Source organism: Euzebya pacifica, from assembly GCF_003344865.1.
Classification (GTDB): Bacteria; Actinomycetota; Nitriliruptoria; order Euzebyales; family Euzebyaceae; genus Euzebya; species Euzebya pacifica.
This window is the reverse complement of sequence record NZ_CP031165.1, coordinates 4687895-4703268: the sequence shown is the minus strand read 5'-3', so window position 1 is coordinate 4703268 and position 15374 is coordinate 4687895. Positions and strand designations below refer to the sequence as shown.

General features: G+C 71.4%; 16 protein-coding genes. 13 read left to right on the top strand and 3 right to left on the bottom strand.

Annotation, left to right across the window (positions count from 1 at the left end; translation table 11 throughout):
* Positions 1 to 39: 39 nt before the first annotated feature.
* The gene (locus tag DVS28_RS20185) at positions 40 to 1326 is read right to left on the bottom strand and encodes an aspartate aminotransferase type Ic (protein WP_114593072.1); all 1287 of its coding nucleotides are present in this window, start codon (positions 1324 to 1326) and stop codon (positions 40 to 42) included.
* A gap of 88 nt (positions 1327 to 1414) precedes the next feature.
* On the opposite strand from DVS28_RS20185, the gene folP reads away from it, so the two are divergent.
* Positions 1415 to 2554 carry a dihydropteroate synthase gene (gene folP / locus DVS28_RS20180; protein ID WP_216826179.1) on the top strand — a complete coding sequence of 380 codons (1140 nt, stop codon included), beginning with the start codon at positions 1415 to 1417 and terminating at the stop codon, positions 2552 to 2554.
* Between the two features lie 27 nt (positions 2555 to 2581).
* Here folP and DVS28_RS20175 read toward each other — a convergent pair whose 3' ends face one another.
* Positions 2582 to 3544 (bottom strand): DMT family transporter, encoded by a 963-nt coding sequence (locus DVS28_RS20175; RefSeq protein ID WP_164710817.1) that lies wholly within the window; start codon positions 3542 to 3544, stop codon positions 2582 to 2584.
* A gap of 165 nt (positions 3545 to 3709) precedes the next feature.
* Here DVS28_RS20175 and DVS28_RS20170 point away from each other — a divergent pair, with 165 nt between their 5' ends.
* From DVS28_RS20170 to DVS28_RS20130, 9 genes are all read left to right on the top strand, one after another.
* Positions 3710 to 4825 carry a cell wall-binding repeat-containing protein gene (locus tag DVS28_RS20170; protein WP_164710816.1) on the top strand — a complete coding sequence of 372 codons (1116 nt, stop codon included), beginning with the start codon at positions 3710 to 3712 and terminating at the stop codon, positions 4823 to 4825.
* A 70-nt stretch (positions 4826 to 4895) separates the two neighbouring features.
* A complete protein-coding gene (gene folB, locus DVS28_RS20165; protein WP_114593069.1) occupies positions 4896 to 5258 on the top strand; it encodes a dihydroneopterin aldolase in 363 nt (120 codons plus the stop codon).
* Positions 5255 to 5848 (top strand): 2-amino-4-hydroxy-6-hydroxymethyldihydropteridine diphosphokinase, encoded by a 594-nt coding sequence (gene folK, locus DVS28_RS20160; protein ID WP_216826178.1) that lies wholly within the window; start codon positions 5255 to 5257, stop codon positions 5846 to 5848. Before folB ends, folK begins: the two co-directional genes overlap by 4 nt.
* Complete coding sequence (locus DVS28_RS20155; protein WP_164710815.1) at positions 5845 to 6711, top strand: Rossmann-like and DUF2520 domain-containing protein; 867 nt, start codon at positions 5845 to 5847, stop codon at positions 6709 to 6711. The genes folK and DVS28_RS20155 overlap by 4 nt, the downstream gene beginning before the upstream one ends.
* 103 nt (positions 6712 to 6814) lie before the next feature.
* Entirely contained in the window at positions 6815 to 8212 is a 1398-nt protein-coding gene (locus tag DVS28_RS20150) for an LppM family (lipo)protein (protein WP_114593067.1), read from the top strand.
* Entirely contained in the window at positions 8209 to 9063 is an 855-nt protein-coding gene (gene panC / locus DVS28_RS20145; protein ID WP_114593066.1) for a pantoate--beta-alanine ligase, read from the top strand. The genes DVS28_RS20150 and panC overlap by 4 nt, the downstream gene beginning before the upstream one ends.
* A 120-nt stretch (positions 9064 to 9183) precedes the next feature.
* Complete coding sequence (panD, locus tag DVS28_RS20140) at positions 9184 to 9597, top strand: aspartate 1-decarboxylase (protein ID WP_108666104.1); 414 nt, start codon at positions 9184 to 9186, stop codon at positions 9595 to 9597.
* 12 nt (positions 9598 to 9609) lie between these two features.
* Entirely contained in the window at positions 9610 to 10539 is a 930-nt protein-coding gene (gene nadC, locus DVS28_RS20135) for a carboxylating nicotinate-nucleotide diphosphorylase (protein WP_114593065.1), read from the top strand.
* Positions 10539 to 11306 carry a type III pantothenate kinase gene (locus tag DVS28_RS20130; RefSeq protein ID WP_114593064.1) on the top strand — a complete coding sequence of 256 codons (768 nt, stop codon included), beginning with the start codon at positions 10539 to 10541 and terminating at the stop codon, positions 11304 to 11306. The genes nadC and DVS28_RS20130 overlap by 1 nt, the downstream gene beginning before the upstream one ends.
* A gap of 12 nt (positions 11307 to 11318) precedes the next feature.
* Here DVS28_RS20130 and DVS28_RS20125 read toward each other — a convergent pair whose 3' ends face one another.
* The gene (locus DVS28_RS20125; RefSeq protein ID WP_164710814.1) at positions 11319 to 12911 is read right to left on the bottom strand and encodes a hypothetical protein; all 1593 of its coding nucleotides are present in this window, start codon (positions 12909 to 12911) and stop codon (positions 11319 to 11321) included.
* A gap of 89 nt (positions 12912 to 13000) precedes the next feature.
* Here DVS28_RS20125 and lysS point away from each other — a divergent pair, with 89 nt between their 5' ends.
* The 3 genes from lysS (at position 13001) to DVS28_RS20110 (ending at position 15367) form a co-directional block, all read left to right on the top strand.
* The gene (gene lysS, locus DVS28_RS20120) at positions 13001 to 14563 is read left to right on the top strand and encodes a lysine--tRNA ligase (RefSeq protein ID WP_114593062.1); all 1563 of its coding nucleotides are present in this window, start codon (positions 13001 to 13003) and stop codon (positions 14561 to 14563) included.
* 114 nt (positions 14564 to 14677) lie between these two features.
* A complete protein-coding gene (locus tag DVS28_RS20115) occupies positions 14678 to 15010 on the top strand; it encodes a YciI family protein (RefSeq protein ID WP_114593061.1) in 333 nt (110 codons plus the stop codon).
* Positions 15011 to 15025: 15 nt separating this feature from the next.
* Positions 15026 to 15367: a YciI family protein gene (locus DVS28_RS20110; RefSeq protein ID WP_114594296.1), complete on the top strand. Its 342-nt coding sequence runs from the start codon at positions 15026 to 15028 to the stop codon at positions 15365 to 15367.
* Positions 15368 to 15374 lie beyond the last annotated feature (7 nt).

Genomic DNA, 15374 nt, shown 5'->3' with positions numbered 1-15374 from the left:
CCCCGAGCAGTCCCGGCGGGTTGTCCCGACCGTGGGTCGTCAGGCAGCCCGGCGGCGAGCGATCGCCAGGCGCACGCACGTGACGACGACGTCCATCGCCTGGCGCACCTCCTCCAGCGTCGGGAAGGAGGGGGCCAGCCGGATGTGGCTGTCCTCGGGGTCGTGGCCCAACGGGAACGCTGCGCCGGCAGGGGTCAGCCGGACACCCGCATCGGCGGCCAGGCCGACCACCTCCGTCGCCAGGCCCGGCGGGGTCCACAACGACACGAAGTAGCCGCCCCGCGGGGTGGTCCAGCGCGCGAGCCCCGTCAAGCCCTCCTCCAGCGAGGCCGTCGTGGCATCGACCTTCGGGGCCACCAGCGCGGCGTGGCGGGCCATGTGGGCACGGAGCGCGTCGATGTCGGGCAGCAGCATGACGTGGCGTTGCTGGTTGACCTTGTCGGGACCGATCGTGACCGCCGACAGGTGTTGGCGCAGGGCGGTCAGGGTGTCGGGCCCCGCAGCCAGGAATGACAGCCCGGCCCCGGCGAAGGTGATCTTCGACGTCGAGGCCACGTGGATGACCGACTCGGTCGTGCCGGCCTCCTCGCAGGCGGCCCACAGCGATGCCATGGGGATGGGGTCGGGGGTCAGGTCGTGCACCGCGTAGGCGTTGTCCCAGATGATCCTGAACCCGCGACGCGCACGGTTGCCGAGCGCCGCGATGCGTGTGACGACCTCGTCGCTGCAGATCGCACCGGTGGGGTTGGAGTGCTTGGGCACCAGCCACATCGCGGCCACGTCGGGGTCGTCGGCGACGATCGACTCGACGACGTCCATGTCGGGGCCGTCGTCGAGCATCGGGACCGGGACCATCTCGTGGGCCAGCCGCTCGCTGACGGTGAAGTGGCGGTCGTACCCGGGGACCGGGCAGATCACCTTCACCGACGGGCGGTTCGCCCACGCCGACTCGGGGCCGTCCCAGCCGAAGTGGGTGCCCACGAGCATGGCGTGGAACATCATCTCGAGGCTCGCGTTGCCGCCGACGAGGACCGCCTCGGCGGGCACGTCCATCAGCACGGCCCCGAGGCGCTTGGCCGCCGGCAGCCCGTCGATGCCACCGTAGTTGCGCAGGTCGGTGCCGTCGTGTCGGTAGGCGCCGGCGAGGATGCCGTCGAGCCGGTCCGACAGCGCCAGCTGGTCGGGGGAGGGCTTTCCGCGGGTCAGGTCCAGGGACAGGTCCTGCGCACGGAGCGCGGCATGGGCTGCTTCGAGTGACTCCAGGTCCAGATCGGCGGTGGCACGATCTTCGGTTGCACGATCGGGAGAGGGGGTGTCGAGGGGCATCGGGGCTCCGGGCAGGTCAGCAGGACGGCGGGTGACGGTCGCGGACGCTAGCGGCTTCGCGGTGGACGGATCGACTAGGCTCAGCGCCATGGAGGCTGCGCCACTCGTCCGAATCGTCGACGCCAGCCTGGGTGTGGACGCCCAGGTCAGCTTGGTCGTCAGCCGGGTCTCGCACCCGGACCGGCTGAAGTCCGCCTGGTCGTCGTCGGGGGCGACGCTGGAGCGCATCGGTGATCGGGTGCATGCCACCTCCACGGTCGAGGCGCTGGCCCGTGCGGCCGGGCGGTCGCTGGAGCTCGACGAGGCGCGGGCCGTCGACCGGACGCTGCGCGAGGCGGTCGCTGCCTGGCTGGGGACGGCGCCGCCGATCAAGGCCCGGGGCCGCCTGCTGCCGTGCAACGTCCGCCCGCTGGTCATGGGCATCGTGAACGTGACGCCGGACTCCTTCGCCGACGGCGGTCAGCTGTACCCCGACGGCCACCCCGGTAGGGCCATCGACCACGCGCGCACCCTCGTCGCCGCCGGTGCAGACCTGATCGACCTCGGCGGTGAGAGCACCCGACCGGGCGCGACGTCGGTGGACGCCAAGGAGGAGCTCGCGCGGGTCATGCCGGTCCTTCGCGCGCTCGTCAGCGACGGCGTGTGCGTCTCGATCGACACCATGAAGGCCGAGGTCGCCGCCGAAGCCCTGCGCGAGGGCGCCGCGATCGTCAACGACGTCAGCGCGGCCGGGAACCCCGAGCTGATCGCCCTGGCCGCCCGCACCGGTGCGGCCTACGTGCTGATGCACGCCCGGGCGACCCCGGCGGACATGCAGGACCACACCGAGTACGACGACGTCGTGGCAGAGGTCTTCGAGTTCCTCGCCGACGGACTCCAGGTCTGCGAGGAGAACGGCCTCGCGCGCGAGCAGGTGATCGTCGATCCCGGCATCGGCTTCGCCAAGACCGCCGAGCAGAGCCTCGCGCTGCTGCGTGCGGTCCCGCAGCTGCGCAGCCTCGGTCGTCCGGTTCTCATCGGGGCGTCCCGCAAGAGCTTCCTCGCCACCGCGTCCGGCGAGGAGGGCGTCGACGACCGCCTGACCGGCAGCCTGACCGCCGCCGCGATGGCCGCCGGCGCGGGGGCGGCGTTCCTCCGCGTCCACGACGTCGCCGAGACCGTCCAGGCCGTGCGCACCGCCCGTGCGATCGCCACCGGCAGCACCGACTGGGACCCCGTCACGCGTTGACGCGTCGGGTCCCGTCGGGCCGGTGGTTCAGGCGGGGGAGGAGACGCCGGTCGCGCCGGCGCTGACGGCTGGATCATCGGGATGGGCGATGACGTCGTCGGTCGTGGTGGGCGTGGCCTGCTGGGATCGGGAGGTGACCCATGCGCCGAAGATGACCAGCGCCGTGCCGACGAGGGACACCGGATGCACCGCCTCGTCCCGCACCAGCGCCCCGATGGCGATGGCGACGATGGGCACCAGGTAGATGGCGACCGAACCCCGCGCTGCGCCGACCCGACCGGCGAGGGTGGCCATCAGCGTCAGCGCCAGGCCCGTGCCCAGCACGCCGAGTGCCGCGACGGCCAGGACCGAGGACAGGCCGTAGCTCGCCTGCCCGAGCCCCACGGCCGCGAACGGCAGGGTGAACACCGCAGCGGCCAGCTGGGCGCGGAGCATCACCGGCAGCGCGCCGTACCGACGCTGGAGTGGCACGGCCAGGTTGAGGGCGACGCCGTAGAGCATCGTGGCGAGCAGCACCAGCCCGGCGCCGACGGCGATGTCTCCGCCGGTGTCCAGCGAGGGCAGCCCGATCAGCACGATGCCGAAGAACCCGGCGACCAGTCCGATGCCCACGCCCCTGGGCGGCAGCCGACGCGACACCAACGTGGCCACCAGGGCAGCCCACAACGGCACGCCACCGTTGATCATCCCGGCCAGCGAGGAGTCGATCCACTGCTGGGCGATGGGGAACAACATGAAGGGGATGCCGACCCACAGCAGGCCGAGCAGGACCACCCGGGGCAGGTCGGCGCGGTCCACCGACCGACGTGCACGCGGGACCAGGGCGAGCGCTGCGGTTCCGAGCGTGATGCGCACGAACGCCACCTGGGCCGGGGTGAAGTGCTCCAGGCCCACCGCGATGAAGAGGAAGGAGGACCCCCAGATCAGCGCCAGCGCGATCAACATCCCCCAGTCCGCAGCGGCGAACGGGTCCAGCTCCTGGTCGGTCATGGTCACGATGGTGCCGAACCGGACCGGTCCACTTCACACACCACCCCGCCCCTCCTGACAGGCCGGTGGTCGGTGCGTCTCGGTCGTCATCTGTAGCCCGCACCGTTGGATCGCGCCCGCGCGTCCCAGCGGTGGTTCGTCCGTCCGGCCGAGGGGAGCGTTGCGGTGTCCATCCTGCGTCTGTCCATCTGCATCGGCGCCACGGTGCTGTTGCTCGCCGTGCCGGCCGCGGCCCAGCACGCCGTCGACAACGTCAACGGTCGACCGCAACCGGTCGACGGACGCAACGAGACGACCGAGCGCCTCGATGTCGACGACCCGATCGCCACGGCGATCGTGTTCAGCGACGCGCGGTTCGGAACCGATGAGGCGCCCTACGCCGTGCTGGCGCGAAGTGACCTCTTCGCTGATGCCCTTGCCGGTACTGGGTTGGGTGACGGCCCGCTCCTCCTCTCGCCTCCGGACGGCCTGGACGATCGTGTGGCAGCGGAGCTGGCGCGTGTGCTGCCCGACTCGGGCACGGTCTACGTCCTCGGCGACGCGGCTGCGATGGCCGACCCCGTCGAGGACGACATCCGTGCCCTTGGCCTCCGACCGCTGCGGCTGGCGGGGCCGACGCGCGTCGAGACGGCCATCGCCGTCGCAGAGGAAATGGTGGCCCGGCACGGCCCCGTCCGGACGATCGGCGTCGCCCGCAGCCAGCCGTCGCCCCAGGACCCGACGTCCGGGTGGGCGGACTCGGTCGCCGCAGGGGTCCTCGCTGCCGAGCTTCGGGCGCCGCTGCTGCTGACACCCACCGACTCGCTGCATCCGGCAGCGGCGGCCTGGATCGACCGGCAACCCATGATCGACGTCGCCTACGTCCACGGCGGCGACGCCGCGGTCAGCAGCACGGTGGAGGACGCGCTGCAGGAGCGGTTCCCCGACGCCGTGCGTCGGCTCGGTGGCAGCGACCGGGCCGGGACGGCGCAGCGGATCGCGGGGGTCCTGCTGGACGGTTTCACCACCGCCACCCACGTCGTCATCAACGGCTACGCCGACAACGGCTGGGCCTTCGGCCTCCCGGCGGCCGGGTGGGCTGCCGACAACCGCGCGGTTCCGGCCGGTCTGGCGGCGATCCTCCTGGTCGATGTCGATCGGGTGCCACACCCCACCGCGTCGGCGTTCCGGGTCTGCGACGAGTCGAGGGAGACCTTGATCGTCGGGGGCGACGAGCTCGTCAGCGACAGGGTGGCCGAGGAGCTGGAGCGCCTCGACGGGACCGGCGACTGCGGGACGTAGCTCCGCCGCGGGTGGTACGTCCTCGCCGATGAGGTGCGGGACCGGCGAGATCTCCTAGTCTTCGACCACTGTGACCGACCGCATCGAGATCAAGGGCCTCCGGGTCGTGGGACACCACGGCGTGTTCGACCACGAGAAGCGCGACGGCCAGCCGTTCGTGGTGGACGTCGTGCTGGAGGCCGACCTGTCCCGGCCGGCGGTGACCGACGAGCTCGGCGACACCATCGACTACGGCACGCTGGCCCAGCGCATCGCCGACGAGGTGCGCGCCACCCGCTTCGACCTGATCGAGCGGCTCGCCGGCCACCTCCTCGACGTCGCCATGTCCGACCCGATGGTCGTCGCCGCCGAGGTGCGCGTCGCCAAGCCCGAGGCGCCGGTGACCGAGGAGTTCGGCGAGGTCGCCGTGCGCCTGCGGCGAGAACGCCCGTGATCGGCGAGGGGCCGGTACGCGCGGTCCGCTGGCTGCTCGAGCGCTACCAGCCGCCGGCCGGACCGGAGGCGGCCTTCATCGGCCTGGGTGGCAACGTTGGCGACCGGCTGCACTACCTCAACCGCGCCGTTGCGCTGCTCGACGACACGCCGCGGACAGAGGTGGAGGACATCTCCAGCGTCTACGAGACCGAGCCGATCGGGCCGTCGGAGGACAGCTACTACAACATCGCCGTCCGCCTGCGGACCGAGCTGTCGCCCGCGCGGCTGCTGCAGGCCTGCCAGCGCATCGAGGCCACGCTCGGTCGTGTCCGGACCATGCGCTGGGGACCGCGCACGATCGACCTGGACATCCTCGTCTACGGCGACCGGGTCCTGGAGGACCCACGGCTGACCGTGCCCCACCCACGGCTCACCGAGCGGGGGTTCGCCTTGATCCCCTTGATGGAGGTGGCCCCCGGATGGCGGCTGCCCGACGGGCGATCCCTTGCCCGCTGCGCGGTCGAGCTGGCCCCGATCGAAGGTGTCGCCGCCATCGGTCGGCAGGTGTCGTTGACCCCGCCGCCACCGATGCCGGAGATCCACCGGTGAGGACCGTCGCCGTCATCGGCCCCGGGCGGGTCGGTGGATCGCTGGCGCTCGTGTTGCAGCGTCGAGGTGAACGGGTCCATGCCGTGGCGGGCCGGGAGGGATCGACGTCGCTGGATGCGTTCGCCCGGTTGGTGCCCGACGCGGAGGTGCGGCCGCTCGAGACCGTCGCCGACGGGGTCGACCTGGTGCTGGTGTGCACGCCCGACGACGTCGTCGGGGACACCGCCCGCCGGGTGGCAGCCGCCGATGGCGTGACCGAGGGGCAGCGGTGGGTGCACACCTCCGGCGGACACGGCGTCGGCGTGCTGTCCCCGGTCGCCGCCGCGGGGGGCCGAGTTGCGGCCTGCCATCCGGCGATGACGTTCCCCGATCCGGTCGCCGGTGCCGACCAGCTGGGCGGGGCGTCGTGGGCCGTCACCGCAGCAGACGCCGACCTGGGCTGGGCGCACGACCTCGTCGTCGACCTCGGGGGTGCCCCGGTGACGGTCCACGATCACGACCGGACGCTGTACCACGCCGCGCTGGCGGTGGGCAGCAACGCCACGACCGCTGTGGTCACCATGGCGCGGGACCTGCTGCTGGGCGCGGGCATCGAGGATCCCGCGGCCTTCCTCGGTCCCCTGGTGACGGCCTCGGCGATGGGTGGTGCCACCAGGGGGGTCGACGCGCTGACCGGTCCGGTCAGGCGGGGTGATGCCGGCACGGTCGCCGGGCACCTCGACGAGCTCGCGGTCAGCTTCCCCGAGGCCGTGGGCACCTACGTCGCGCTGGCCGACCTCGTACTGCTCCAGGCCGTCCGCGCCGGGCTCGACCCCGGACGTGCCGACACGGTCCGGCGAACCCTCGACGGGCATCGGACGTAGGTCACGGGTCCCCTTTGTGACAGGAGCAGGACGTCTCGATGTGCGAGGATCGGCGTCCTCTACGCTGATCCGCAGTCGACACCAGACGCTGAAGGGGACTTCCGTGACCAACCTGCCTGCCGCGACGCGCCGGTGGCTCCTGCCGCTCATCGCGCTCCTCGTGCTCAGCACCGCGTGCACGGTGCGCTTCCAGACCGACGTGGTGCTGTCGGAGGACAACACCGCGACCCTGGACCTGATCATCGGCGTCCGCTTCGAGGGCGACCTGCCAGCGGAGGCCACCGAGGGCGCCGAGGACATGGATCCCGAGGAGGCGGCATCCGACATCCGGGCGCTGGCCGACCAGTGCGGGTTCTCCGAGGACGCGGTCACGGCGGGGGAGTACACCGAGGACGACTTCATGGGTGTGCAGATCACCCTGACCAGCGTTCCGGTCGAGTCGATCAACTGCTTCCTCGGCCAGGACCCGGACAGTCCGTTCGAGGAGTTCTCGATCGTCCGTGACGGCGACGACTTCGTCTTCAACGGGACCATCGACCTCAACCAGGCGGTTGCCGGGTCGGGCCTGGGGCAGAAGCGCCAGGTGGCGCAGGCGGAGGTCGCTCAGGACACCCCGGAGGAGATCCAGCAGCAGGTCGACGAAGCCTTCTCCGAGCTCGAGCAGCAGCTCGAGGGCCTGCCCACGGACTTCCCCACCGACTTCCCCGAGGACTTCGCCTCGGAGCTGGAGGACTTCGGCAGCGAGTTCGGGCAGGGCTTCGACGACGCCCTGGGTGGCGCCGCCCCCGAGTTCGAGGCGACCGTCTCGGTGACCTTCCCCGGTGAGGTCAGCGAGCACAACGCCGACACGATCGACGGCAACACCGTGACGTGGACCCTGTCGGTGGACTCCCCGACGACCATGATGGCCGTCGGCTCGGCGACCGAGGGCGGTGGCTCCAGCAGCCTGTTGTTCATCATCATCGGCGTCGTGGTGCTGCTGCTGATCCTCCTCGGCCTGTTCCTCTTCCTCCGCAGCCGTGGCAAGAAGAAGGCCGCTGCGCCGGCGTTCGGTGGTCCCCCCGGCTCCGGCTACGGCGCCCCCGGCCAGCCCGGCCCGCAGGGTGGGTTCGGTGCGCCTCCGGGTGCGCCGCAGCAGCCCCAGGGTGGGTTCGGTGCGCCTCCGGGTGCGCCGCAGCAGCCCCAGGGCGGCTATGCCGGTCCGCCCGCAGCACCCCAGCAGGGTGGCTTCGGCGTGCCGGGTCAGGCCCCCAGCGCCGGCGGCTTCGGGGTCCCCGGTCAGGGCTCGCCGCAGCCTGGTGGGTACGGCAACACCCCGGGCCAGCCCGGCCCCCCGCAGCAGCCGTATCCCCAGCAGCCGCAGGCCCCCCAGCAGCCCCAGCCTCCCGAACCGCAGCCACCGCAGGGTGACCAGCCCGGTGGCGGCGGATTCGACCCGGGCTCCACGCGCACGTTCCGTCCCGAGGACCTGCTGCCGCCCGAGGACCCGAACAACCGGTGAGCCACGACCGCCCGCACCTCGTCCGGACCCCGGAGGAGGTGCGCACGGTGCTGGACGCCCACCGGCGTGCTGGCCGCACCATCGGCTTCGTGCCCACGATGGGTGCCCTCCACGAGGGGCACCTGTCGCTGGTCCGTGCCGCTGCGGCGGCGGACGACGTGGTCGTCGTCAGCATCTTCGTCAACCCGCTGCAGTTCGGTGAGGGCGAGGACCTCGACGCCTATCCGCGGACACTGGACGCCGACCTCGACCTGCTGGCACCCGAGGGCGTGGCCCTGGTCTTCAGCCCGGCCCCGTCGACCTTCACCCCGGAGACCCGCCGGACCACGGTCCACGTCGAGGGGCTGACGGGTGGGCTCGAGGCGGCGACCCGACCCACCCACTTCGACGGGGTCACCACGATCGTCACGAAGCTGTTCAACGTCGTCGGGGCCGACCACGCCTACTTCGGGGAGAAGGACTTCCAGCAGCAGGCCATCCTCCGCCGCATGGCCCTCGACCTGGACATGCGCACCGAGGTCGTCACCTGCCCGATCGTGCGCGAGGCCGACGGCCTGGCCCTGTCGAGTCGCAACGTCTACCTGTCGGGCGAACAGCGCCGCGACGCGCTCGCCCTCTCCCAGGCGCTCCGGGAACTTGCCGATGGATGGGAAGGAAACGTCGATTCGGGACGTTCCACCCTTCTGGGTAGACTCACTGCTGCCCAAGGAATCCAGCTGGACTATGCGGAGATCATCGATCCCGAGACCCTCGAACCCCTCGAGGGCGTCCGGTCAGGAGACTGTCAGGCAGTGGTAGCCGCCTGGGTCGGGACGACCCGCTTGATCGACACGATGCGCTTGCGCGTCTGAGCGACGCGACTGCGTCGAGGTCCAGCGGAACGCGACGACACCGGCACACCACGCAGAAGAGCTTCCCACCTCGGTTGGAGCCCGCAGATGACGGGCCTGGCACGACGAAAGGCAAGAGCTGTGTTCCGCACGCTGATGAAGTCCAAGCTGCACCGCGCGACGGTGACCGGAGCCGACCTGAACTACGTCGGCTCGATCACGATCGATCCGGACCTGATGGACATGGCGGATCTGATGCCCAACGAGCGCGTCCAGATCGTCAACAACAACAACGGTGCCCGCCTGGAGACCTACGTCATCGAGGGCGAGCGCGGCTCCGGCGACATGTGCCTCAACGGCGCGGCCGCTCGCCTGGTCCAGCCCGGCGACAAGATCATCGTGATCAGCTACGGCATGTACGACCGTGCCGAGCAGGCCGAGCACGAGCCCACCGTCGTCATCCTCGACGACTTCAACCAGCCCGTGAACCTGCTGGGCAACGAGCCGGCCCACTCCACGATGGCTGATCTCGCGAGCCTGTCGGACCTGACGTAGCATCCGGCGGCCATGACCGAGGTCGCCCCCCGCCAGCCCGTGCTCGTCCCGCTCTCCGAAGTGGTGGCGACCGCGCTCGCCGAGGACCTCGGTCCCGGCTGGTCCCCCGATGACGACGTGACTGCCCGCGCAACCGTTCCGGCGGATGCGCGGGTGACCGCCTCGTTCGTCCCGCGCCAGCCCGGTGTCGTCGCTGGGCTGGAGGCGATCACCGAGACCTACGGCCAGGTCGATCCGACCGTCGAGGTCGACCTGCGGGTGGCCGACGGTGACCGTGCCGTTCCCGGCGAGGTCATCGCCGTCGTGTCCGGGCCGGCCCGCGCCGTGCTGGCGGGCGAGCGCACCGCGCTGAACCTGCTGACCCACCTGTCGGGCATCGCCACCGCGACCCGCACCCTGGTCGACGCGGTGGCCGGGACCGGCTGTGTGGTGCGCGACACCCGCAAGACCCTCCCGGGGCTGCGGCTGGTCGAGAAGGAGGCCGTCCTGGCCGGCGGCGGACGCAACCACCGCATGTCGTTGGTGGACGAGCTGCTGGTCAAGGACAACCACGTCGCGGCTGCCGGCGGCATGGGCAACGCCGCCACGGGAGCGCTGGCTGCCGCTGATGGCCTGCCGGTGCAGATCGAGGTGGACTCCCTCGCGCAGCTCGACATCGTGCTGGCCTCCGGCGGCACCCGGGTCATGCTGGACAACTTCTCCCTGGCCGACACCGAGGAGGGGGTCAGGCGTTGCCGGGCGCTGGCGGAGGAGACCGGACGCCCGGTGTTCGTCGAGGCCTCCGGTGGCATCACCATCGAGACCGCGGCGGCCATCGCCGCCACCGGCGTGGACGCCGTCGCCGTCGGCGGCCTGACCCATTCCTCCGGTGCGCTCGACATCGGCCTCGACATCGCTTGGGACACCGGCCACCCGGGCCACCCCGGCAACGAGGACGCCTGATGCTGCTCGCCGTCGACGTCGGCAACTCCAACACCGTCATCGGGGTCTACGAGGGCACCGAGCTGGTCGAGCACTGGCGCATCGCCACGGACTCGCGGCGCACGGCCGACGAGCTGGCGCTGCTGTTCCAGGGATTCATGGCCTTCCAGAACCTGTCCTTCTCGCGCAACGTGCACGGCGTGGTCCTGTCCTCCGTCGTGCCCCTCATGACCGAGCGGCTGGTGGAGATGACGCGCAAGTACTTCCACTTCGCCCCCGTCGTGGTCCGGCCGGGCACCAAGACCGGGTTCGCGATCAACATGGACAACCCGCGCGAGGTCGGCGCCGACCGGCTGGTCAACGCCATCGCCGCCCACGACCAGTTCGGTGGCCCCGGCATCGTCGTGGACTTCGGGACGTCGACCAACTTCGACGTCTACACCGCCGACGGCACCTTCATCGGTGGGGTCATCGCCCCCGGCGTCATGCTGTCGATGGAGGCGCTGTCCTCGCGGGGGGCGCAGCTGCCAAAGTTCGAGCTGCGCCGTCCCCGTTCGGCCATCGGTCGCAACACGGTGGAGGCGATGCAGTCCGGCGCCGTGTACGGCTTCGCCGGTCAGGTCGACCGCATCGTGGAGAAGCTGACCGAGGCGCTGGAGGAGGAGCCCGTGGTCATCGCCACAGGTGGCCTGGCGTCCGCGATCGTCGAGGAGTGCCACACCATCAGCCACCACGAACCGTGGCTGACCCTTTCGGGCCTGCGGATCATCTGGGACCGCAACACCTGACCCGCTGGCGCGTCACCCGCCCAGGGCGGCCATGGCCGTTTCCTCGTCGTCGGCGACGCCGACCATCACCTGGTCCCCTCGGCAGACGATCGTCCCGACCCGGTCGCCGAGACGCGGTTCGGTCCGCTGCCACCATTCGGTGACCGCATCGCACAGGCCGCCGCCGTCGACGAAGGAGAGCGCCACGACGTCTCCGCCGGCCTCGGTCGTGTCCGCCTGGCGCCACAGGGAGATCCGGCCCCCCTGCCAGCCGCGGACCTGCTCGACGGGGTCATCGAGGGCCTGACTGATGTCGCCCCCGGGGGCGGCGAACAGCCAGCTGAGCTGGGCCGCCCCGAAGGTGCGCTCCTCGACCAGCTCGTGGCCCTCCGGCCCTGTCAGGGGCTCTGGGTCGACGGGATCGACCGGCCCACCGAACAGGACCTCGGCGGTGGTGGCGGGCGGGGCCTGCAGCAGCGCGTCCACGGCGTCCCAGCCGCCCTCGGCGTAGGCGTTGCAGACGAACGTCGGTCCGGCGACGTAGGGGAACGTCAAGGAGGAGGCGAGGTAGGGCGGGACCTCGTCCAGACCCGCACCGGCGGCCAGGAGGTCCGGGTCCGACAGCAGGCCCAGCAGGTCACCGGGGGACACCGCGACCGCTGTGGCGATCGTCTGCAGCGCCACCGCATCGCCCTCGACGATCGCCAGCTCCGCCAGCGCACCGTCCTCGTCCCCGGGGTTGTCGTCGAGCGCCGGCAGGCCGATGACGGCGTCGGCCAGGGCGTGCTCGAGCTCGTGGACCAGCGTCAGCAGGCCGGCGATGTCGAGCTCGTCGGTGGCGTCGTCGCTGCGCACCACCAGCTCCTCGGTGTCGGGGTCGTAGAAGCCGGCGACCTGATCGCCCAGGAGCTCGGTCTGTGTCTCGCGCAGGTCGGTCCCCGGCGGGATGGCGCCGATCGCCGACAGCATGGCCAGGTCGATGTCGGCGGCCTCGGCGGAGTAGCCGGAGTCGATCTCCTCTTCGATGCGGTCGCGCACCTCCTCGCTGGTGAGGATGGCGGGGTCGAGGACGCCGGGGAACTCCTCACCCCGGATGGCCTCGACCGCATCCAACGACGAGGTGATCTGCTCGGCAACGGTGTCGCCGGTGATGTCGTCGATGTCCTCCAGGTCGGTGAGGCAGCCGCTGGTGTCGGCCTGCGGGCCCTGCAGCAATCCCTCGAGGTCACCGCCGAACGGGTCGTCCCCGTCGAGGACGCCGCCGTCCTCCAGCAACCCCTCCAGGGCGTCGAGGAGCTCCTCGGGGCCCGCGCCGAACAGGTCCTCGAGGGGGTCCGCAGGGGTGTCGGGCGCTGCCGCGGCACCGGACTCCAGCGACTCGATCCGGGCGTCTCGGGCAGCCACCTCGTCGGCCAGCTCGGTCGCACGGTCGCGGGCGGTCTCCAGCCGGGTGGTCTGCACCACGGCGACGGTCCCAGCGGCGGCCAGGGCGACGATCAGCACGATCACCGCCGTCACGAGGGCGGCCGTCCTGCCGCGCCCGCTGGCCCCGGTGGGCGGGGGCGGCTCGGCGGCCGGCTGGGTCCACGTCGGCTGGTACGGCTCGAAGCTGGGGGGCTGACTCACGATCCGAACAGTAGCGAGGTCGCCCCCACGACCGCTGCGGTCGTCCACAGGGTGCACGAAGCGGGCAGGGTGACCTACCCTTCGCGCCTGTGTCCGACTCCACCTCCCCCCAGCCCGACGCCGTGACCGGCGCCCCCTCCACCGACGCTCCTTCCGGCGACGCGTCCGACGGCAGCCACCTCGACGAGCTGGTCCGCCAGCGGCGCGAGAAGCTGGAGGCGTGGCGGGCCGACGACGTCGAGCCCTACCCCGTCGGCGTCGACGTGCCCGACCGGATCCGGACCGTGAACGCGGACTGGGCCGACCGCCTGGAGGCGGGGGAGGAGACCGAGGAGGTCGTCACCGTCGCCGGCCGGATCGTCATGCGCCGCGGCATGGGCAAGCTGGTCTTCCTCGTGCTGCGCGAGCGGGGCGAGGACCTGCAGGCCATGGTCTCCAAGAAGGAGGTGGGCGAGGACGCCATGGGCCACGTCGACCGCCTCGACACCGGGGACTGGGTCGCCGTGACCGGCCGCGTCATCCGCTCGCGCCGTGGCGAGCTGTCGGTCATGGCCAACGAGGTCGCGTTGCTGTCCAAGGCGTTGCGGCCCCTGCCCGACAAGTGGCACGGTCTGAGCGACACCGACACCCGCTACCGCCAGCGCTACGTCGACCTGATCGTCAACGAGGACTCCCGGCGGGTCTTCGAGATCCGCACCAGGACCATGCAGGCCCTGCGCGCGGAGCTGATCGACCGGGAGTTCCTCGAGGTCGAGACCCCCCTGCTGCACCCCATCCCCGGTGGAGCGACCGCTCGTCCGTTCGTGACGCACCACAACGCCCTCGACATCGACCTGTACCTGCGCATCGCGCCCGAGCTGTACCTCAAGCGGCTGATCGTCGGGGGCATGGACCGGGTCTTCGAGCTGGGTCGCGTGTTCCGCAACGAGGGGCTGTCGACGCGGCACAACCCCGAGTTCACGATGCTGGAGACCTACGAGGCCCACACCGACCACGAGGGGGTCATGGCGCTGACGCAGGCCCTGGTCCAGCGCGCCGCCGTGGAGGCAACCGGCGGGACGACCGTCACCTACGACGGCCGCGAGGTCGACCTCGGTGGGGACTTCGCCCGTCGGCCGCTGCTGGAGCTGGCCCGCGAGGCCACCGGCCGCGACGACCTCGGATACGACAGCGACATCGCCGACGTGCGGGCCCTGTGCGACACCCACGAGGTGCGTTGGGAGGACGGCTGGGGTGTGCAGAAGCTGATCGTGGAGCTCTACGAGAAGCTGGTGGAGCACACCCTGTGGAAGCCGACCTTCGTCACCGAGCACCCGATCGAGACCTCGCCGCTGGCCCACAGCCACCGCGAGCTGCCGCACGTCACCGAACGGTTCGAGCTGATCGTCACCGGCCGCGAGCTGGCCAACGGCTTCTCCGAGCTGTCGGACCCCGACGACCAGCGGGCACGCTTCGACGCACAGGTTGCTGCCAAGGCCGCCGGTGACGCCGAGGCGATGGGCCTGGACGAGGACTACCTGCGTGCCCTCGAGTACGGCCTGCCCCCAACCGGTGGCCTCGGCATCGGCGTCGATCGCTTCGTGATGCTCCTCGCCGACGTCCACACCATCCGCGACGTGATCCTGTTCCCGACGCTCCGGCCGGAGGCCTGAGCGACGGGAACCTCGCAGTTCTTTTTCGGGCGGTGTGTCGATATCGAGCATCGGGGTTCGTCAGAGTGGTGAGTGGCCGGTAACGGACCGGCCCCGAACCCTGGAGATCACCCCATGAAGTACATGCTCTTGCTGGCAGGCGGCACCGACCAGACCGAAGCCGAGGCCGCAGAGGAGATGCCCGCATGGTTCGCCTACGACCAGGCCGTCAAGGACGCCGGCGTGTTCGTGGCGGGCGACGCCCTGTTCCCGGTCGAGACCGCGAAGACGGTCGCCGTGGCCACGGGGACAGTGACCGACGGACCCTTCGCCGAGACCAAGGAGGTCATCGGTGGCTACTACGTGCTCGACGTCGAGGACGAGGCCGCGGCGATCGACTGGGCCAAGAAGCTGCCGCCCAGCACCACCGCTGAGGTGCGCCAGGTCATGGTCTTCGACGAGGGATAGTCGCCGGTGAAGTACATGCTCCTCATCCACTCCGACATGCAGAGGTGGGACTCCCTCGGGGAGGAGGGCCGGCGACAGCTGTACGCCGACTACGACGTGCTCCACGCCCATGTCGAGTCGACCGGCTACCTGGTCGACGCCAGCCCGCTGGCAGCCCCGGACGTCGCCACCACGGTGCGGGTCCGGGGCGGTGAGGTCCTCGTGACCGACGGACCCTTCGCCGAGACCAAGGAGCACCTGGCCGGCTACTACCTGCTGGACTGCCCCGACCTCGACGCCGCGCTCGACGTGGCGCGGCGCATCCCCGACGCGCGGCTCGGGTCGGTCGAGGTCCGGCCCCTGCGCACGTTCCACTGAGCACGCC